The sequence below is a fragment of the Accumulibacter sp. genome (genome assembly GCF_036625195.1).
GTDB lineage: Bacteria > Pseudomonadota > Gammaproteobacteria > Burkholderiales > Rhodocyclaceae > Accumulibacter.
Genome location: NZ_JAZKUG010000001.1, coordinates 360,031 through 380,211 on the forward strand (window position 1 = coordinate 360,031; position 20,181 = coordinate 380,211).

A 20,181-nucleotide genomic window follows, 5' to 3' on the forward strand; every position below is an offset into this window, starting at 1 on the left:
GCGCCACCACCAGGAAACGCCACAGCGATGAACGCAACTGAAGCGCCGAGAATCCGTCGTCAGGATTACACCCCCCCCCCCTTTCTCGTCGACCTCGTCGAGCTCGAGATCGACTTCCGCGACGGCGAGGTGCTCGTCGACAGCCGGCTGCACCTGCGGCGCAACCCGGCGGTTGCCGCCACCGGGCCGTTGCAACTCGACGGCCACGGTCTGCAGACGATCTCGCTGACCCTCGACGGCCGAGCGCTCGGCGCGGCCGACTACCAGTGCAGCGACACGACGCTGACCATCGCCGAGCCGCCGGATGCACTGGTCCTCGCTACGCGGGTGCGCATCGACGCCGACCACAACGGCAGCCTGTCCGGACTTTACCGGTCGGCCAACGGCTACTGCACGCAGTGCGAAGCACAGGGCTTCCGCCGCATCACCTGGTTCCCCGACCGGCCGGACATCATGTCGACCTACGTCGTCACCCTGCGTGCCGAACGTTCCAGCCTGCCGGTGCTGCTGGCCAACGGCAACCCGGTCGGCAGCGGCGACGAGGGGCCGGATCGCCATTGGGCACGCTGGCACGATCCCTTCCCGAAACCCTGCTACCTCTTCGCGCTCGTCGCCGCCCGCCTCGACGTCCTGCGCGACCGCTTCAGCACGGCCAGCGGCCGCCTGGTCGAACTCGCCGTCTTTGTCGAACCGGGCAAGCTCGACCAGTGCGCGCACGCCATGGACGCCCTGAAGCGCTCGATGCGCTGGGACGAGGAAGTCTTCGGCCTCGAGTGCGACCTCGACCACTACATGATCGTCGCCGTCGGCGACTTCAACATGGGCGCGATGGAGAACAAGGGACTGAACATCTTCAACACCAAGTACGTCCTGGCGCGCACCGACACCGCCACTGACGGCGATTACCAGAACATCGACCGCGTCGTCGCGCACGAGTACTTTCACAACTGGACCGGCAACCGGGTCACCTGCCGCGACTGGTTCCAACTCTCGCTCAAGGAAGGACTGACCGTCTTCCGCGACCAGGAATTCGGCGCCGACATGCACAGTCGGGCGGTGACGCGGATTCGCGACGTACGCGCCCTGCGCGCGACCCAGTTCCCCGAGGATGCCGGTCCGATGGCGCATCCGGTACGCCCCGATTCCTACATCGAGATCAACAACTTCTACACCAGCACCGTGTACGAGAAGGGCGCCGAGGTGGTGCGCATGATCAGGACCCTGATCGGTCGCGATGCCTTCCGCCGCGGCATGGATCTCTATTTCCGCCGCCACGACGGGCAGGCGGTCACCTGCGACGATTTCGTCGCCGCCATGGCCGACGCGGCGGGCGTCGACCTGCGGCAGTTCATGCTCTGGTATGACCATGCCGGCACGCCACACCTGCGTGCCAGCGGCCAGCATGACGCGGTGAACCAGCGCTACCTGCTGCGATTGTCACAGTCGCGGCCCACCGCCAGCACGCCTGCACCGCCCTTCCACATCCCGGTGGCGATCGGCCTCGTCGGTGCCGACGGCCGCGATCTGCCGCTGTACCTCGCCGGTGAGGGCGACGTGCCGGAGCGGGGGCAGACGACGCGCATCCTGTCGCTGACCGCCGGCGAGCAGCAGTTCGTCTTCGAAGGGGTGCCGGCGCCACCGGTACCATCGCTGCTGCGCGACTTTTCGGCGCCGGTGATCCTCGACCACGAATGGCTCGATGGCGAGCTGAGCTTCCTGCTGGCCCACGACAGCGATCCCTTCAATCGCTGGGAAGCCGGGCAGCGCCTGGCGAGCCGCCTGATCCTCGGCGCCGCGGCCGACATCGCTGCCGGCCGCGCCCCGGACTGGCCGGCCGACTTCGCCGATGCCCTGCGGCAGGTCCTGCTGCACGCCGGCAGCGACCCCGCTTTCGCGGCCGAGGTACTGACGCTGCCCGGCGAAGCCACGCTCGCCGAGGAAATGGCCGTCGTCGACCCGGACGCGCTGCACACGGCGCGCAACGCACTCCGTCTGTTCCTCGCCGAGCGGCTGCAGGACAGCTTCCTGCATGGCTACGAGTCGCTGGCGGCGGCCGGCCCGTACCAGGCGACGCCGGCAGCGGCCGGCCGGCGGGCACTGCGCAACCTCTGCCTCGGCTACCTCGGCGAACTGGCGACGGACGCCATGCAGACGCTGGCGATGCACCAGTTTGTGTCGGCGGACAACATGAGCGACCAGTTCGCCGCCCTCACCGTCCTCGCGCAGCACGACTGCGAGCAGCGCCGACAGGCGCTGGCGACGTTCCACGAATGCTGGCGGGGCGAGGCGCTGGTGATCGACAAGTGGCTTGCGGTGCAGGCGTCGAGCCGGCTGCCGGAGACCCTGGCGGTCGTCGAAGAACTGCTCGCGCATCCCTCGTTCGATCTGCACAATCCGAACAAGGTCTATTCGCTGCTCAACAGCTTCGGCAACAACCACGTCCGCTTCCATGCCGCCGACGGCGCCGGCTACCGCTTCCTGGCGCGGCAGATCGCCGACATCGACCGCTTCAACCCGCAAGTGGCGGCGCGCCTGACGCGGCGCTTCGACCGCTGGCGCCGCTTCGATGCACAGCGACAGGCGTACGCCCGGTCGGCGCTGAGCGAACTGCAGGCAGGCAGCGACCTGTCGCCCGACGTGCGCGAAGTCGTTGGCCGAGCGCTGGCCTGACTGCCGGCGACGAACCGCCCGGCAGCGGCCGCGACCTGCTGCAATGGGCTGGAAAGGGTGCCGCAGCCTTGCCGTTCACAGCGGCAGCGGATAGAATCCGCGGTTCGCTTCGCCAAGCGATGCAGCACATTCATCAACCGGGCGTTGGCTCTATCAAACCGGGGCGGCGCCGATTCCAAGGAAAGAGAGTTTGACATGGCGATAAGTGTTGCGCAAAAGGCGCAGATCATGGGCGATTACCAGCGTGCGGCTGGCGACACGGGCTCCTCGGAAGTCCAGGTCGCCCTGCTGACCGCCCGCATCAATGACCTCACCGGCCACTTCAAGGAACACAAGAAGGACAATCACTCGCGCCGCGGCCTGCTGCGCATGGTCAGCCGCCGCCGCAAGTTGCTGGACTATCTCAAACGCACCAACGTTGACTCGTACCGCAACCTGATTCAGCGTCTCGGCCTGCGCAAGTAGGCCTGCCCACCGAACCGCACCGCGGTCGGCATGTGCAGGCAACCCCAAAGCCTTCAGCGGCCAGCCCCAGGTGGGCTGGCCGCTGTTCGTGCTGCAGCAGCCTGGTTGGCCAATGGGCGCTTCGATTGAATTGCCCGCCGGCATCGTGGGCGGGCTCGCGCCAGACTATCGAGAAAGGGAAAAATGTTTAATATCGTCAAGAAGAGCTTCGCCTACGGTGCGCAACAGGTCACGCTGGAAACCGGGGAGATCGCGCGCCAGGCGAGCGGCGCCGTGGTGGTTTCGATGGGCGAGACGGTGGTGCTGGTCACCGTCGTCGGCAACCGTACCGCCAAACCGGGGCAGGATTTCTTCCCGCTGACGGTCGACTACATCGAGAAGACCTACGCCGCCGGACGGATTCCCGGCGGCTTCTTCAAGCGCGAAGGCCGTCCCTCGGAGAAGGAGACGCTGACCTCGCGTCTGATCGATCGTCCGCTGCGCCCGCTCTTCCCCGAAGGCTTCTACCATGAGGTGCAGGTCGTCGCGATGGTGCTGTCGCTCGACCCCGAGATCGACCCCGACGTACCGGCGATGATCGGCGCCTCGGCTGCTCTGGCCATCTCGGGAATCCCCTTCGATGGCCCGATCGGTGCCGCCCGCGTCGGCTACATCGACGGCCAGTATGTTCTCAACCCGGCCCGGACGCAGTTGCAGTCGAGCCAGCTCGATCTCGTCGTCGCCGGCACCCAGGCCGCCGTACTGATGGTCGAATCGGAGGCCCGGGAACTGTCCGAGGATGTCATGCTCGGTGCCGTCGTCTTTGGACACCAGCAGATGCAGGCCGCCATCGAGGCGATCAACGACCTCGCCGACGTGGCCGGCAAGCCGGAATGGGAGTGGAGCCCCGCCGCCCGCAACGAGGCGGTGCATGGCAAGCTCGACCGCCTCGTCCAGGCCGAACTCGAAGAGGCCTACCGCATCACCAGCAAGCAGGTGCGCACGCAGCGGATCAAGGAGATCACCGCCTACGCCGTCGAGACCCTGACCGCCGACGACGACGCACCCGACGCCAACGCCATCCGGCAGATGGTCGACGCGGCCGAGGCGCGCATCGTCCGTGGTCGCATCCTGGCCGGCGAGCCGCGTATCGACGGCCGCGACACGCGCACCGTCCGACCGATCTCGATCCGCTCCGGCGTCCTGCCGCGGGCGCACGGCTCCGCCCTGTTCACGCGCGGCGAAACGCAGGCGATCGTCATCGCGACGCTGGGTACCGGCCGCGACGAGCAGATCATCGACGCGCTGTCCGGCGAGTACCGCGAGCGCTTCATGCTGCACTACAACTTCCCGCCCTATGCAACCGGTGAATGCGGCCGCGTCGGCTCGCCGAAGCGGCGTGAGATCGGTCACGGTCGGCTGGCCAAGCGCGCGCTGCTCGCCGTCCTGCCGTCGCCGGAGGAGTTCTCCTACACCATCCGGGTGGTCTCCGAGATCACCGAATCGAATGGCTCGAGCTCGATGGCCAGTGTCTGCGGCGCCTCGCTGGCGCTGATGGATGCCGGCGTGCCGCTGAAGGCGCATGTCGCCGGAATCGCCATGGGCCTGATCAAGGAAGGCAACCGCGTTGCCGTCCTCACCGACATCCTCGGCGACGAGGACCACCTCGGCGACATGGACTTCAAGGTTGCCGGTACCGAGGCGGGCGTGACCGCGCTGCAGATGGACATCAAGATCCAGGGCATCACCAAGGAGATCATGCAGGTCGCCCTGGCGCAGGCCGGTGAAGCACGCCAGCACATCCTGAAGCAGATGCAGGGCTCGATGGCCGGGCACCGCGAGGAGGTTTCGACCTACGCACCGCGCCTGTACACGATGAAGATCAACCCGGAGAAGATTCGCGACGTCATCGGCAAGGGCGGCGCGGTGATTCGCGCCATCACCGAAGAGACCGGCACGACGATCGACATCAAGGATGACGGCACGATCACCATCGCATCGGTCAGCGGCGACGCCGCCAACGCCGCCCGCGCCCGTATCGAGTCGATCACCGCCGACGTCGAGGTCGGCAAGATCTACGACGGCACGGTGCTCAAGCTGCTCGACTTCGGCGCCATCGTCAGCATCCTGCCGGGCCGCGACGGTCTCCTGCACATCTCGCAGATCGCCAACGAGCGGGTGAATGCGGTTTCCGACTACCTCAAGGATGGTCAGAAGGTGCGCGTCAAGGTGCTCGAAGCCGACGAGAAGGGCCGCGTCCGCCTGTCGATGAAGGCGGTGACCGCGGAAGAAGGCGGCGCCGGTTCCGCTCCGGGCTCTGCCCCGGCCTGAACCGCCGCAGCACAACGTGCAGGAGGCGGCGTCCGCGCCGCCGTCCTGCCAACCCGAGCGCCTGACGCGGGCACGAAAAGCAAAAAAGCCCGAGCTGGCGAGCCGGGCTTTTTTGCTTTTCGTCCTTGGTGGGTCGGGAGGGATTCGAACCCTCGACCAATGGATTAAAAGTCCACTGCTCTACCGACTGAGCTACCAACCCTCAAGAGCCGCGCAGTATAGGGAAGGGTCGCAGCACTGTCAACGAAAAGCCTTGCCGAGGGTGCAATCGGAAGTGCGACTGACGCCGGGGCGAGGTGGTTGGCGGTGGCATTCGGCACTAGACAATTGGGCGGAGGTGGGGTAAATAGTGATGGGTTACTTCACCTTGGAGCGAGACCCATGACAGAAAGGTGGTCGGAAATGGAGGGGCGACTCAAGCCGAGTCGGGGTTTGGAAGAGCGGTTTAGAGATCATCCCGAGCTCCAAGCCAAGATCGAGTCGTTGCTGGCGGTGGTCGAGAATGCGGCCGGCGATGTTGAGAAGGCGGCGGAGGCGGAGCGGCGGGTGACGGAGGAATTGCGGCAGTTGGGCAACGAAGCGTTGCACGGCTGGGCGCGACGGCAAGCGCAGCGGAAGGAAGAAGAGGTGGCGCAACAACCGGGCGTGCAGCGGAAGGAAAAAAAACGTCTATTGGCAGACCCGGTACGGACAGATCGAAGTAGCGGAGCAGGTCTTCCGGCAAGGGACGCGCGGGCCGGAGATCCGGCCATTCACGCGTTCGGCGGAGGTGGTCTGCCGGGGCTGCTCGGAGCCGCTGCAGCGAGCGATCGTTGATTTCGGGGCGGACGCGCCCGCGGCGCGCATTCCGCAGAAGCTGAAAGAGCACTACGGTATCGAGGTGTCCGCCAGTACGTGCTGGCCGATCGTCTTGCGGCATGCCGCGACGATCGACGAGCGCCCGAAAGCGGCGGCAAAAATCCCGGCACGAGACGGCGTAGAGCAGTTGATCGGCGAGATCGATGGGAGCATGATTCCCGTCGTGGAGACGGCCGAATCGGACGACCAGAGCGCGAAAGTGGACCGCCGCAAGACCCGCCGGGTGGGCTGGAGGGAAGCGCGTTTGAGTCTGGTCCATGCGCCGGGCTCCGTCACCCCGGTGTTCGGCGCCACCGTGGGCCCGCCCGACCAGGTCGGAGAGACGCTGTTGCGCACGGCGGTTCAGGCCGGACTGGGGCGTAAGACCAAGGTCCATGCGGTCAGCGACGGCGCCGCATGGATTGCGGATCAGGTGAGTGAGCAATTCGGACTGCAAGGCCACTTTCTCGTCGATTTCTACCATGTCTGTGACTACCTGACGGCCGCAGGGGACACGATCGCCGGCACGGCGGCGAGGGCTTGGCTGGAAACGCAGAAGGATCGGCTGAAACAGAACCGCCTCCAGGACGTCGTCGAGGAACTGCAGCGATTCGTCGAGGACGACACCGTTCCCGATGCCAACGCCCCGGTCCGCGCGGCGCATCGCTATCTCACCAATCGCCCGGGGCAGTTCAACTATCAAGACGCGCTCGTGGCCGGGCTGCCAATAGGGTCCGGCGAAATCGAAAGCGCACACCGTTACGTCATCCAGGACCGTCTCAAGCGGGCCGGCGCTTGGTGGAAACTGAAAAACGCCAAGCACATGCTGGCGCTGCGTGTCTACCGTGCCAACCAGGAGTGGGACCGCTATTGGCAGTCCAGACGTCAACAGGCCGCCTGATCCACAGTCGCACTTCCGATTGCCCCCCCTTGTCGAGGGTGCAATCGGCGGCTTCGGGCCCGGCAATGCAGCCAGTTCCAACCTGAGGACAGCAAGCCCGTGAATGGGCGTCATGGCACATCGTCGCGACCGTTCCCTTGGCGCCGGAACAGTTGTTGGACCCAAGATCGCATTGACAAGGGGATCGGAGAAGAGGAACGCGCCTGAATCAATCTTCATCGGCATTGACATTGCCAAGCAGACTTTGACGCTGCCTTTGGCGTAAGCGGCAGCATCAAGACCTTTGCCAGCGACGACGCGTGCCTATTCGTTGGACAGCCTTTTCACGCGACCTGAGCCAGAGGAACCAGGATCTCGACCGACTCGTACGGCACGGAGACCTGGTTGTCTTCAGTACGCTCGACGAGCCCCAACTCTTCAAGGCGATTGATGTCAGAGTGGACGTTCGAGTAGTTACGCTCGGCAGCCTTGGCGAGCGCGTAGACGCTGCATGGGCCAACGCGGCGGAGCGTGGCCAAGAGGTCTACTCGAGCGGGCGTGAGCTCCGAGAACAGTGTTCTAGCGGACTCGAAGCTCAACCGGAAGTCTGGGTGCGACCCGAGCCGTGAGGCCGCTAGTTGGGCACGCGCGGACCTCACAGCAGACCCTCTTCGAGCGACCTCGATGATTGCCTTCATGGTTCTCTCCACTCGTCGATGTCCCGTTCGAAGTCGTCAAGCAGCTTGTCGATAGACTCGAACGAGTACTGTAGTTCCTGGCCGTTGATGTGCCGGTGATCACCCTTGCCGCGCTCGTTGTCGTACCTTACTCGATCGATGCCGCTGCGGCCGTAGTAGAGCCGGTACTTGAAGTCGTGAGAACTTGGCGCGAGGGGCTGCGGCAGCCGCCAGACCACGACCTCCACGATCGCGCCGTCGTCGTGGACCTCCTTGGTTCTCGCCATGAGAACAGCCTTCATGTATTGCATGATAGCAATACATCGCGCGTCCGTCGAGAGGATGGTGGTGGCGCCGGCCAACGGTCATTGCAGTTGCGGCCGCCCAGGATGATGAAAGAAAACGCGGGTTGGGAGGCGCCGGGGAGATGTCGCGCAATATTTTGGCGGTCCAACGACCAAGGTTAAATCGTGCGAGCGAAGCGAAGCCACGATCTGAACCGTTTGTTCGACGAAGCCGCTGCGCGGAGGATCTGCTGGCGATATGCTGGCATCACAATGTGACTTGTTCGTTAGCCCGCATGGCGCATGGCGGCTTGACTAGGCCGCTTGAGGGAACCATCATGGTTCCATTGCGGTTGGAGACCGACATGCCCACGACCCTGACCTTGAAGAACATTCCCGATGCCGTGTACGAGCAACTCAAGCTCTCCGCTGAGGCGCACCGCCGGAGCATGAACAGTGAAGCCATTGTGTGCTTGGAGAGAGTGCTGCTGCCAGCAAAGGTGAGCGTGGCTGAACGCTTGGCGCGGGCGCGGGAGTTGCGTAGCGCGTTACCCACGGGCAAGTTCAAGGCGCGTGACATTGATGCGATGAAACGGGAAGGCAGCCCATGATTGTGGTGGATTCCAACGTGCTGGCCTACCTGTACCTGCCCGGAGAACATACCGCGGCAGCCGAACAATTGCTCGAGCGGGAACCAGAATGGGCGGCCCCGGTGCTTTGGCGAAGCGAGTTCCGGAACATTCTGGCTGGCTACCTCAGACGGAAGATGCTGACCTTCGAACAAGCCTGTAGTCTGCAGACGGAAGCCGAGGCATTGCTTGCCGGTTCGGAGTTCGATGTGGAGTCACAGGTCGTGCTGGAGTTGGTGCGTGACAGCGACTGCTCGGCGTACGACTGCGAATTCATCGCGCTCGCGAACAGGCTCGAAACGAAGCTGGTGACGCTTGACAAGAAGTTGCTCCGAGCGTTCCCGAAACATGCGATCGGCTTGATTGCGGGCTAATCGCGATAGGAGAAAGCCTCGCGGCCTCCCTCACACCACCGGACTGCACGCAAGGCAGCCGGAAGATGCTGGTCCAGTGCACGGAGTGCGCACATCGGAAGCTGGTGCCGCATTCCTGCGGCCATCGCCACTGTCCGCACTGCCAGCACCACGAGAGCCAGCAATGGCTGGAACGTCAGTTGAAGAAGCAGGTTCCTGCCGAGTACTTTCTGCTGACCTTCACTCTCCCGGCCGAATTCCGGGCGCTGGCCTGGGCAAGGCAGCGTGTGGTCTACGACTTGCTCCTGCAGTCCTGCTGGCAGACGGTACACCGCTTCGCCCACAACGACCGCCAGTTGCAAGGCACGCCCGGCGCGATTCCGGTGCTGCACACGAACACGCGCCGACTCGACTACCACCCGCATGTCCATCTCGTCATGCCGGCAGCCGCGGTCGACGCCGAAGGCAAGCAATGGCGAACCAAAGCACGAGGCAAGGCGAAGGGCGGCTATCTGTTCAACCAGAAAGCCTTGGCCAAGGTCTTTCGGGCGAAAGTCCTGGCGGCGATCGAAGCCGCCGGGCTGACCCCCCTCTACACCGAAGGCTTCAGCCACTTCGTTACCTCCATGACTGCTCCGATTGCTACCGGCTGGAGCGAAAGTCGCCGGGTGGGGTTCGCACCCACTGGAAAAGCGCAGCCTTAGCACGGCGCACGTCGAACTCGGGGGATCAGATCGCCCGAGTTCGACAAAAATACGGCTAAGTGATTGTTTGTGCGCAATTCACCGGTTCGGAATTGGCACTACAGACGTCTAGCGGAGGGCTCGGGCAGGGCGACGGTGTCGAACAGCTCCTTCTGTTGGGGGGTGATGGCGGACAGGCCGGAGGCTGACTGGCGTTGATGCAGCGTGACCTGGTGGTACTGGATGTGGCGGGCGATCTCCAGGGCGCGCTCCGGGGAGAGGGGGCTGGCCTTCGCCTTGAGGCGCAGGCGCAGCACCCGATAGAGCAGCAATGCCAGGAAGCAGATCAAGGCGTGCGCCCGGATGCGATCCGGCAGGCGGTGGAAGACCGGCGCGATTTCGATCTCGGACTTCAGAACACGGAATCCTCGTTCGATGTCCGCCAGCGCCTTGTAGCGCGCCACGATCTCGGCCGGGGGAGAATCCGGAACGTTGGAAACGAGGATCAGCTTGCCATCCATGAGCCGCGCGCGCCTCAGCGCCCGTTCGTCGATCTCGTAGGTGAACACCTCGGAGGCGAGATTGACCTTGATGATGTGCGCCAGATGCGCGTCAGCGACCGCCTTGTAGAAACGGGCGATCGTGCCGGCGTCTGACAGCTTCTTGCCCGGGTGTTTCTGGCCGGCCTCCTGGCCATCGAGTTTCTCCGCCCACTGCGCGGCATCCCTCTCCAGCGCCGCAATGCGCTCATCGCGTACGCGACCCTGCTCGCTGGCCCTATCGGGGCGATGGGCAACGATCAGACGAAACCCCTCCCACTTCAGCTCACCAAAGACCTCTGCCGTCGCCGGCCGGCAACTCTTCTCGTGGAACGGGGTGAGCAGGCGGTCAAAATCCCCGTAGCGCCGCGCCGGGACGGCCAGAATGAACTCCAACGGCTGATCGCCGACGCGCAGCGCCCGGATGGCTTCGAGATTGTCGAGACTCAGCAGACCCCGATCGGCGACCAGTACCACGCGTTTGATCGGATAGCGTGCCAACACTTTCTCGATCGTCGGCACCAGCGTCGTCGTCTCGCCGGTATTGCCGGCAAAGACCTCATGATGGATCGGCAAGCCGTCCGCCGTCTGGACCACCCCGAGCATCACCTGGCGTACCGTCCCACCCTCCTTGGCATGGCCAAAGTGCCGCAGGTCCTCGGACTCATCGGTGCATCCTTCGGCACGGATCGTCGTCAGGTCGTAGAAGACGATCGCCAACTCCTGATCGATCAACGGCCGCAGGAGAGCTGCCAGAGCGTCGTCAACCCGGTCGGCACCCTCCGCCAGAGTATCCATCGTGCGCAGCAGGTGCTGGTGGGTGACCGAATCGGCGCTGACCTCGGGAACACGGGTGCCCTCCAGCCAGCGCAGGATCCCCAGCTTGGACTCCGGATCACACAGCCGGTTGAACACCATCACCCGCAGCAGACCTTCGGCGTCGAACTGGTGGCGATTGCGCAGCAGCCGGCGAAAGGCGTCGGCGAAGCCCAACTCTTTCCACAGGGCGGTCAGCAGCCAGGTGTCGCCGACCGACAGCGCCGGTGCAAAGGCGACCTCGCCGGTCCCTTCCTCGAGGGAGGGCTTGCCCGCCGCCCGCAGCAGACCGTTGAGCAACGAGTCGGTCTCGCCGGATCGCACCGCTTCGCGGTTAGGCGCCGGGGTCGGGCCTTCATTCGTATTGCGACCTCTTCGCGCCTGCGTGCCACCTCACATGGTGCACCCGCTCCGGGCTTTCATGCTCGGGGGCGAGTGGGCCAACTCATGATTGGTTAGGCGATCAGAACCCATTCAGCCGTCTCGACCTTCGCGGCATTCGAATGCAAGAGCGCAGTTAACGATACCGCTCCAAGCGCTCGCCCGTCGGGTGCAAAGGCCGCCCCATCGTCGCGGTAGGTTCCGGCAATGGACGGACATATCTCAAGCTTCGTATCGACGTTCGAGAGGGGGGGCAGTGCCGATGGATATTCAGGAATCGTGAAGCACCCAGGCAACGCTCCAGCGGCAGCGAGCGCCGCAACGCAAAACAATACCTCGCGCAACTTCGCAGCGCGGCTTCGTACGGCGTGTCGGTTCTCAGGCAGCATCTCGCGCGGCCTAACGTAGAGGTGAGGGGCGGCAAGAAAGCGCAGCATTTTTGGCGTCCCTCTCGACCGCCATATTATGCATTTGTAAGCCTCATAAGCTTGACTTCGCCAACATTGGTGGAGAAACCGTGCTTTTCGTAGAACGACAACATTTCAGGTAAGCAATAAAGCTCAAAGTGTCTTACCGACTTTAAGCGTTCGTTATTCTTGACGAGAGAGAGCAATTTATTGCCAAGACCTTTGCCTCTTTCGACTTGCGTAACGATTACATCGAAAATAAGTGCTTTGAATGTGAAATCAGTCAGTACACGCACAAATCCAATTAAGTCATCGTGCCCTGAAGTGATGCCAATGCAAATTTGAGAACCACTGACGCACTGTTTTGTATCTTCAAGGGAGCGGCCACGAGTCCACCATTCAGCCTGATAGAGTGCATGCAGCTGTTCAATGTGTTTTTCGCTCAGTTCAAGGATGACGTTCATGTGGCCGAGAGTTTCAAGACGCATAACGTGAAAGCTCAGGCGACGGCCGCGGCTTCATGCGGCCGGTTGCCTGCAGCGCCGGGTTACTAAGCAATAAATAAATTGCGTGCATTGAGTTCTGGCGCGCGGACGAGTTTCATGTATAATGCTCGCCATGAACTTTCATTCGATTCCCCCAAGGCCGGTTTTCACTTCTCGCCGCATGGAACAGCAATGGATACGCATGCAAAGCGTCAAAATGGTTCGGTCTGGTATGCCGGCGAGTGACGTGGCGCGCCATTTTGATGTCTCGGTGCGCGCGGTTTTCAAATGGGTGGCGGCATTTTACGACGGTGGTCAGAACGCGTTGCTTGCCCGAGAAGGCGCGGGTCGGCCGCCGAAGGTCAGCCCGGATCAGTTGCGCTGGATTGCCGATACGGTTCGCGACCGCACGCCCGACCAGTTGAAGTTTGACTTCGGGTTGTGGACCTTGCGCCTGATCGGCAGCCTGATCGAACGGCAGTTTCAGATGACGCTGAGCCTGCCGACCTTGGGCAAGGTCATGCGGCAACTCGGATTCACTGCCCAGCGCCCGCTGTACCGTGCCTATCAGCAGGATGCGGCGCTGGTGCAGCGCTGGCACACGGAGGAGTACCCCGCTCTCCAGGCACGTGCGAGGGCTCGTGGGGCGTTGATCATGTTCGCTGACGAGGCTGGGATGCGCTCGGACTACCACGCGGGCACGACTTGGGCGCCTCGCGGCCGGACGCCGGTGGTACGCACCACAGGCCAGCGCGTCTCCGTCCAGATGCTGTCGGCAGTTGGCACGGGCGGGCAACTTCAGTTCATGCTTCACGAGGGTCTGGTCAACGCCGCGGTGTTCCGTACCTTCCTCGAACAACTCATGCTCGGCGCGACGCAGCCCATTTTCCTGGTTGTCGATGGTCATTCGATTCACAAAGCGAAGCTGGTGAGCGAATACGTCGCGTCCACCAACGGCATGCTGGAACTGCACTTCCTGCCGCCTTACTCGCCGCAACTCAATCCGGACGAGCAAGTGTGGAAGAGCGTCAAGGAACGCGTGGCGAAACAGAAGCCGCTCGACAAAATCAGCCTGCGGCGTCTCATTGAGGGGGCGTTGGAGCACCTTCAAAATCTTCCAGAGATCGTGCGAGGGTTTTTTCGGCATCCGGATTGCGCTCGTACAATATGAACAGCAGACGTTTATTGCTTAGTAGAACGCCGTCTGACAAACGCGCAAGCCCTCCGTCGTGGCCCTATTTGCACCATTGCCGTTCACAGGGGATGCCGTCGTTGTTCCCGTCCATTTGTGTGCCAGGACAGTTTCTCAGAAAGAATGTGGCTTCGGCGCAAGAAGTCATTTGGGAGCAGTGCGTACGCCCATCGCATTTGAACGTGGCGATGCTTGAGCTGTGCGGCTTTGGGGAGGTTGCTGCCGCTGACTTCGAGTATTGAGCCTCGGCCTCAACGACGCGCTGCGCCTTGCGAGAGTCTTGAAACTTCGTGTAACCATACCAACCAAGTGAGGCAATGATTAGCAGTATGATGAGTTGTTTCATTTTTCGGTGCGCTCGTGGACAAGGGTTCTAACGTTTGAGCTCAGGCCGCGGCCCGTCAGGGCCGTCGTGTCTGAAGCGAATTGTTGGCAACCATCGCTCACTTGTATTCGTTGAAAAATTCTGGATCTATTTCGTACACGGTTCTCGGCTTCAACCCCAACTCTAGGCGCTCGAACATCTTCACGAGCTTCTCGCCATCTACGAGCTCGATTGGATTTGTGCCGTCTCTTACCGCTTCTTTCTTTGCGTCCATTGTGAAGTTGCCGGTGGTAAGGAAGATGCCTTTGTCTGCGCGGCCAATCATAGCGCCACGAAAGTCACGGATCATGCCAGAGCCAACTGAACCTTGGTAGCGCTTGCACTGGAAGATGACCTTGAAGCTCAATAGCGGGTTGATTTCGAGAATGCCCTCTCCATCAATGCCGCCGTCACCGGAGCGCCCGGTGACTTTCACATTTTGAAACCCCTGCTCTCGCAGCAACCGCTGACACAGGCGCTCAAAGCCTTCCGGACTCAATGAGTTCAAAACCGGTAACAGGCGAGTCTCTTCTGACTCAAGAATCTTCTCTTCGAGATCAACTTCCGATTGCGTTGTCGATTTGCTTGAAGGAGTGCTGCCGCTGTCTTCTTTGCGTGACCGCTGCACAGACTTATATAGCTCAACGGGGTCTAGCTTAGTAAGGTCTTCTTGCAACCCCTTTTCGGTTAAGCGCCATACTCCGCGCGCCGACGAGTCAATGTGTCCTGAGTAGACAAGGTAAAGCCTTGCCCAGGCAATAGCGTTTCGTACGTTGGAACCACCATTCTTGTTGGTCTTCTCGAGTTCTTTTTCCGGGATTTTTTCCCGCTCGATGACAGCATCCGTCGCCTCATATGCGGCCGCAGAACCGCCCATTTCTCGAAGCGACTCAATGAGAGGAATAAGATGCTGTGTAAAGTTTGGTCCCTTGGCCATAACCTTTCCTACGGTTGCTAACGTTCAGTCAACACCAGATCTGGCGTAGGCCCCGCCGCCCTGCGGTGCATTCGCCGGTGCAGATCCCCCTTGCGCCCGGTGTATAATCCGCCCGTGTTCGCGCATCATACTGATCTTCAACGACTCGCCCGACATGAACACCCCCATGGATCCGGGAAAAACATCACTCCCAGCGGAATATGCACCAGCCCAACCTGAGGTCGACACCGCGCAGCCCACGCTGCTGGACCAGGTTCGCGCGCAGATTCGCTTGCGCCACTACAGCATAAGGACCGAGGCACAGTATGTCCAGTGGGTCAGGCGCTTCGTGCTCTTCCATCACTAGCACCACCCGCGCGAGACGGGAGCCAGCGAGGTCGAGGCATTTCTCAGCCATCTCGCGGCCGAAGGGCACGTCGCCTAGGCGACGCAGAATCAGGCGCTGTCGGCGCTGTTGTTTCTCTACCGGAACGTGCTCGGGGTCGAGCTTCCCGGGCTGGACGACGTGGTTCGCGCCAAGCGGCCGGAGCGTTTGCCGGTGGTGCTGACCCGCAGCGAAGTGCAGCGGGTGCTGGAGCGGATGGACGGCGTCCATGGCCTACTGGCGCGCCTGCTCTACGGCACCGGGATGCGCCTGATGGAAGCGATTCGCCTGCGGGTGAAGGAGGTCGATTTTGCGCAGGGCGAGATTCTGATCCGTGACGGCAAGGGTGCCAAGGACCGGGTGACGATGCTGCCGGAAGCCGTGGCTGGCGATCTTCGCGAGCACCTGCGGCGGCGGAAGCTGATTTTCGACGACGACCTGCGGCTGGGCAAGGCCACGGTCTACTTGCCCGACGCGCTCGAACGCAACTACCCGAATGCCAACACGACTTGGCCCTGGCAGTACGTCTTCGCCGCCGCAAGTTACTCGGTCGATCCGCGCAGCGGCGTCGAACGCCGCCATCACCTCGATGAAAAGCAGTTGCAGCGGGCGATGAAAAAGGCCGTTGCCGCCGCCGGCATCGACAAGCCGGCGACGCCGCACACGCTGCGCCATTCCTTCGCGACGCATCTGCTCGACAGCGGCTACGACATTCGCACCGTGCAGGAATTGCTGGGCCATGCCGACGTGGCCACGACGATGACCTATAGGCACGTGCTCAAGCGTGGCGGACGCGGCGTTCGCAGCCCGCTCGACGCGCTGCTCTGAGCCCGCACCGGCCTGATGTCATCCGCTTTCGAGTCGCCGCCTTCGGGGCGCGTCCGCGCCGCGCGCAAGCGACGCCATTCTTTTCGCTCTTCCCTGCCGCGATGACCGCCAAGCCTGTTCCCGCCGCCGCCCGGACACCTGCCGCGGCCGCCAGCCCGTTTGCCGACTGCCTGGCTGCCGACCAGCGCCGTCTGCGCGCGCTGGCGCGCGATCTGCGGCACGTCTTCGGCAGCAAGCGCGATGCGCTGCAGGCCGAGAGCGAGCGCCTGCTCGAGCGCTCGCGCGCCGCGGTCGCTGCGCGCCGCGCGCGCCTGCCGAAGCCGGAGTTTGCCGACGACCTGCCGGTCAACGCCCGCCGCGACGAAATCGCGACGCTGATCGCGCAGCACCCCGTGGTGATCGTCTGCGGCGAGACCGGCTCCGGCAAGACGACGCAGATCCCGAAAATCTGTCTCGAACTCGGCCGCGGAACGAGCGGACTGATCGGCCACACGCAGCCGCGGCGGATTGCCGCGCGGGCGACGGCGGCGCGCATCGCACACGAGCTGCAGAGCGAGCCCGGCCGCCTGGTCGGCTACAAGATCCGCTTCCACGACCGCACGTCGCCCGATGCCTTCATCAAGCTGATGACCGACGGCATCCTGCTCGCCGAGACGCAGGGCGATCCCTGGCTCGAGCAGTACGACACGCTGATCATCGACGAGGCGCACGAGCGCAGCCTGAACATCGATTTCCTGCTCGGCTTCCTGAAACAGCTGCTGCCGAAACGGCGCGAGCTGAAGCTGATCATCACCTCGGCGACGATCGACGCCGAGCGCTTTTCGCGCCATTTCGACGACGCGCCGGTGATCGAGGTGTCGGGCCGGCTGCATCCGGTCGAGCTGCGCTACCGCCCGCTGCAGAAGCCTTCAGGCGACGGCGCCGGCGCGGCGAACGACCGCGCTGCCGACGACGAGCGCGACCTTTACGATGCGGTCACCGACGCCTGCGACGAGCTGCACCGCATCGGGCCAGGTGACGTCCTCGTCTTCCTGCCCGGCGAGCGCGAGATTCGCGAGGCGGCCGAGGCGCTGCGCAAGCACCACCCGCCGCATACCGAGATCCTGCCGCTCTACGCCCGCCTGTCGGCGGAAGAGCAGAGCCGCGTCTTCCGGCCGCACGTCGGGCGGCGCATCGTCCTGGCGACGAACGTCGCCGAGACCTCGCTGACGGTACCCGGGATCCGTTACGTCGTCGACACCGGTCTGGCGCGCGTCAAGCGCTACTCGTACCGCAACAAGGTCGAGCAACTGCAGATCGAGAAGATCGCCCAGGCCGCCGCCAACCAGCGCGCCGGGCGCTGCGGTCGCGTCGCCGCCGGCGTCTGCATCCGGCTCTACGAAGAGCAGGATTTCGCGCTGCGGCCAGCCTTCGCCGAGCCGGAGATCCTGCGCTCGTCGCTCGCCGGCGTCATCCTGCGCATGAAGGCGCTGCGCCTCGGCGCCATCGAGGATTTCCCATTTCTCGAGGCGCCGCCGCGGAAGGCGATCAGCGACGGCTACCAGTTGCTGGTCGAACTCGGCGCCGTCACCACCGAGCACGCACTGACGCCGGTCGGCCAGGAACTGGCGCAGATGCCGCTCGACCCGCGGCTCGGCCGCATGATCGTCGCCGCGCGCGCCGAGGGCTGCCTCGCCGAGGTGCTGGTGATCGCTGCTGCGCTGTCGGTGCAGGATCCGCGCGAGCGGCCGCAGGAGCGGCAGGGGACGGCCGACGCGGCGCATCGCCGCCTCGCCGACGAGCGCTCCGAGTTCGTCTCCTGGCTCAAGCTCTGGCACTGGTACGCGGAGGAGCTGGCGCACCGCAAGTCGCAACGCAAGCTGCTCGAGGCCTGCCGCGAGAACTTCCTTTCGCCGCTGCGCATGCGTGAATGGCGCGACGTTCATGGCCAACTGCACGCGCTCGCCGCCGAGCATGGCTGGCAGGAGAACGGGCAGCCGGCGAGCTACGAGGCGATCCACCGCGCGCTGCTCGCCGGGCTGCTCGGCAACATCGGCTGCAAGTCGGAGGAATCGGCGCACTACCTCGGCGCGCGCGGCATCCGCTTCCTCGTTCACCCAGCGTCGCCGCTGCAGAAGAAGGCCGGCAAGTGGATCGTCGCCGGCGAGATCAGTGAGACGACGCGCCTCTTCGCGCGCTGCGTCGCACGCATCGAACCGCTGTGGCTGGAGCAGGTCGGCGCGCACCTGCTGAAACGGAGCTGGTTCGACCCGCACTGGGAAAAGAAGGCGATGCAGGCGGTCGCCTTCGAGCGCATCACGCTGCATGGCATCGTCGTCGATCCGCGCCGGCGGGTGAACTTCGGGCCGATCAACCCGGACGAGGCGCGCGAGATTTTCATCCGGCAGGCGCTGGTCGGCGGCGAGGTGAGCGAGGAGTTCGCCCGCCGCTGGGATTTCTTCACCCACAACCAGCAACTGATGCTCGACATCGAGACGCTCGAGCACAAGTCGCGGCGGCCCGACGTGCTGGTCGACGACGAGCTGATCTTCGCCTTCTACGACCGCCTGATCCCGGCCGGCATGTACAGCGGCGCGGCTTTCGACAAGTGGCGGCGCGACGCCGAGCGCGAGACGCCGCAACTGCTGCATCTGCAGCGCGACGACCTGATGCGCCACGAAGCCGCCGGCATCACCAGCGAGGCTTTTCCACAGCAGCTTCGCCTGGCCGGCGTCGACTACGAACTGAGCTACCACTTCGAGCCCGGCAGCGCACGCGACGGCGTCACGCTCTGCGTGCCGCTGGCGCAACTGAACCAGATCCCGGCAGCGCGCTGCGAGTGGCTGGTGCCCGGCCTCCTGCGCGAGAAGGTCGTGCAGCTGGTGAAGACGCTGCCGCAGCGGCTGCGGGCGAAGCTGGTGCCGGTGCCCGATTTCGCTGCCGAATTCGTCGCGCAGGTGGCGCCGTCCGACAAGCCGCTGCTGCTGGCGCTGGTGCAGTTCATCGTCCAGTCGCGCGGGCTGAACGCGCGCGGCTGGGAGATCACGCCCGACGCTTTCCGTGCCGACGCTCTGCCGGCGCACCTGTCGTTCAACTTCCGCCTGCTCGACGAGAACGGCCGCCAGCTCGGCCTGAGCCGCAACCTGAACGAGCTGCGCGCCGAATGGGGACGCGCGGCGCGGCAGGAATTTGCCGAGCTGCACGAGACGCCGGGCGAGTATGCGGACTTGCGCGACTGGAGCTTTGGCGAGCTGCCGGAGCTGATGGAGGTCGATGCCGGCGGTGGGCAACTGGTGCTCGGTCATCCGGCGCTGGTCGCCGACGGCGAACGGGTCTCGCTGCGCGTCTTCGATTCGCCGGCCGAAGCGGCGCAGGCGCACCGCGCCGGGCTGCTGCGCCTGTTCATGCTGCAGTTCCGCGAGCAGTTGAAGTATCTCGAGAAGAACCTCCCCGGACTCAACCAGATGGCGATGCAGTTCATGAATCTCGGCACGCTCGACGAGCTGCGCCGGCAATTGCTCGACCTGAGCTGCGCCCGCGCCTGCCTCGGCGAGCCGTGGCCGCGCGACGCCGCCAGCTTCCGCGCCCGCTGCCTCGAGGCGAAGCCGCGACTGACGCTGCTGGCGCAGGAGATCTGCCGCCTCGTCGGGCAGATTCTCGCCGACTGGCAGGCGCTGCAGAAGAAGTTGCCGGCGTTCAGGGCGTTCGCGGCGACAATGCAGGATGTCGAGGAGCAACTGGCACGGCTGATCCACAAGCGCTTCGTCGTCGATACGCCGTTCGAGCGCCTGCAGCACTATCCGCGCTATCTGAAGGCGATCGCGCTCCGGCTGGACAAGCTGAAGGCAGCCGGTGCGGCGGGCGCCACCCGCGATTCGCGCCTGCTCGCCGAGCTGACGCCGTTGTCGGACAACTGGCAGCGGCGCGCCGCGGTGCTCGCGCGCCAGGGCCTCGCCGACGCGCAGCTCGAGCAGTTCCGCTGGCTGATCGAGGAGTTGCGCGTGCAGTTGTTCGCGCAGGAGCTGCGCACGCCGGTGCCGGTGTCGACGAAGCGGCTGCAGAAGATGTGGGAAGGCATGTGAATGGCCGACGGCCAGGGAG

Annotated in this window: 14 protein-coding genes, 1 tRNA gene and 3 pseudogenes; 11 read left to right on the forward strand and 7 right to left on the reverse strand. The window is 64.1% G+C overall.

What is annotated here, in order from left to right; all coding sequences use genetic code 11:
- Positions 1–27 precede the first annotated feature (27 nt).
- The 3 genes from pepN (at position 28) to pnp (ending at position 5,445) form a co-directional block, all read left to right on the forward strand.
- Positions 28–2,670, forward strand: coding sequence for an aminopeptidase N (pepN, locus tag V5B60_RS01650; protein WP_332345297.1), 2,643 nt, complete (start codon positions 28–30; stop codon positions 2,668–2,670).
- 195 nt (positions 2,671–2,865) lie between these two features.
- On the forward strand, positions 2,866–3,135 hold the full coding sequence (gene rpsO, locus V5B60_RS01655; protein ID WP_034942536.1) for a 30S ribosomal protein S15: 270 nt from the start codon (positions 2,866–2,868) through the stop codon (positions 3,133–3,135).
- A gap of 183 nt (positions 3,136–3,318) precedes the next feature.
- Positions 3,319–5,445 carry a polyribonucleotide nucleotidyltransferase gene (pnp, locus tag V5B60_RS01660; RefSeq protein WP_332345298.1) on the forward strand — a complete coding sequence of 709 codons (2,127 nt, stop codon included), beginning with the start codon at positions 3,319–3,321 and terminating at the stop codon, positions 5,443–5,445.
- 126 nt (positions 5,446–5,571) lie between these two features.
- On the opposite strand, the gene V5B60_RS01665 is transcribed toward pnp, so the two are convergent.
- Positions 5,572–5,647 (reverse strand) — tRNA-Lys (locus V5B60_RS01665).
- Positions 5,648–5,826: 179 nt separating this feature from the next.
- Between V5B60_RS01665 and V5B60_RS01670 the strand changes: the two genes are divergently transcribed.
- Positions 5,827–6,261, forward strand: a complete 435-nt coding sequence (locus tag V5B60_RS01670; protein ID WP_332345299.1) for a hypothetical protein — start codon at positions 5,827–5,829, stop codon at positions 6,259–6,261.
- On the forward strand, positions 6,215–7,183 hold the full coding sequence (locus V5B60_RS01675) for an ISKra4 family transposase (protein ID WP_332345300.1): 969 nt from the start codon (positions 6,215–6,217) through the stop codon (positions 7,181–7,183). The genes V5B60_RS01670 and V5B60_RS01675 overlap by 47 nt, the downstream gene beginning before the upstream one ends.
- Positions 7,184–7,506: 323 nt before the next feature.
- Here the strand turns inward: V5B60_RS01675 and V5B60_RS01680 are convergent, their stop codons facing one another.
- Both V5B60_RS01680 and V5B60_RS01685 read right to left on the reverse strand, forming a co-directional pair.
- A complete protein-coding gene (locus V5B60_RS01680; RefSeq protein ID WP_332345301.1) occupies positions 7,507–7,860 on the reverse strand; it encodes a MarR family transcriptional regulator in 354 nt (117 codons plus the stop codon).
- Entirely contained in the window at positions 7,857–8,126 is a 270-nt protein-coding gene (locus tag V5B60_RS01685) for a toxin-antitoxin system TumE family protein (RefSeq protein WP_332345302.1), read from the reverse strand. Before V5B60_RS01685 ends, V5B60_RS01680 begins: the two co-directional genes overlap by 4 nt.
- 362 nt (positions 8,127–8,488) lie before the next feature.
- Here V5B60_RS01685 and V5B60_RS01690 point away from each other — a divergent pair, with 362 nt between their 5' ends.
- The 3 genes and pseudogenes from V5B60_RS01690 to V5B60_RS01700 form a co-directional block, all read left to right on the forward strand.
- Positions 8,489–8,734 carry a FitA-like ribbon-helix-helix domain-containing protein gene (locus V5B60_RS01690; protein ID WP_332345303.1) on the forward strand — a complete coding sequence of 82 codons (246 nt, stop codon included), beginning with the start codon at positions 8,489–8,491 and terminating at the stop codon, positions 8,732–8,734.
- Complete coding sequence (locus tag V5B60_RS01695) at positions 8,731–9,126, forward strand: type II toxin-antitoxin system VapC family toxin (RefSeq protein ID WP_332345304.1); 396 nt, start codon at positions 8,731–8,733, stop codon at positions 9,124–9,126. The genes V5B60_RS01690 and V5B60_RS01695 overlap by 4 nt, the downstream gene beginning before the upstream one ends.
- A 47-nt stretch (positions 9,127–9,173) precedes the next feature.
- Positions 9,174–9,689: pseudogene (locus V5B60_RS01700) on the forward strand (IS91 family transposase); the annotation flags it as partial.
- A 218-nt stretch (positions 9,690–9,907) separates the two neighbouring features.
- Here the strand turns inward: V5B60_RS01700 and V5B60_RS01705 are convergent.
- Positions 9,908–11,473: pseudogene (locus tag V5B60_RS01705) on the reverse strand (IS1634 family transposase); the annotation flags it as partial.
- Between the two features lie 514 nt (positions 11,474–11,987).
- Positions 11,988–12,395, reverse strand: coding sequence for a GNAT family N-acetyltransferase (locus V5B60_RS01710; RefSeq protein ID WP_332345305.1), 408 nt, complete (start codon positions 12,393–12,395; stop codon positions 11,988–11,990).
- A 202-nt stretch (positions 12,396–12,597) separates the two neighbouring features.
- On the opposite strand from V5B60_RS01710, the gene V5B60_RS01715 reads away from it, so the two are divergent.
- On the forward strand, positions 12,598–13,587 hold the full coding sequence (locus V5B60_RS01715) for an IS630 family transposase (RefSeq protein WP_332350382.1): 990 nt from the start codon (positions 12,598–12,600) through the stop codon (positions 13,585–13,587).
- Positions 13,588–13,651: 64 nt separating this feature from the next.
- On the opposite strand, the gene V5B60_RS01720 is transcribed toward V5B60_RS01715, so the two are convergent.
- Together V5B60_RS01720 and V5B60_RS01725 are read right to left on the reverse strand one after the other, a co-directional pair.
- On the reverse strand, positions 13,652–13,954 hold the full coding sequence (locus tag V5B60_RS01720; protein ID WP_332345306.1) for an excalibur calcium-binding domain-containing protein: 303 nt from the start codon (positions 13,952–13,954) through the stop codon (positions 13,652–13,654).
- Positions 13,955–14,051: 97 nt separating this feature from the next.
- Positions 14,052–14,909, reverse strand: a complete 858-nt coding sequence (locus V5B60_RS01725) for a restriction endonuclease (RefSeq protein ID WP_332345307.1) — start codon at positions 14,907–14,909, stop codon at positions 14,052–14,054.
- 166 nt (positions 14,910–15,075) lie between these two features.
- Between V5B60_RS01725 and V5B60_RS01730 the strand changes: the two are divergent.
- A pseudogene (locus V5B60_RS01730) lies at positions 15,076–16,101 on the forward strand (integron integrase).
- Between the two features lie 101 nt (positions 16,102–16,202).
- Positions 16,203–20,162 (forward strand): ATP-dependent RNA helicase HrpA, encoded by a 3,960-nt coding sequence (gene hrpA, locus V5B60_RS01735; protein ID WP_332345308.1) that lies wholly within the window; start codon positions 16,203–16,205, stop codon positions 20,160–20,162.
- The last annotated feature ends 19 nt before the right edge of the window (positions 20,163–20,181 follow it).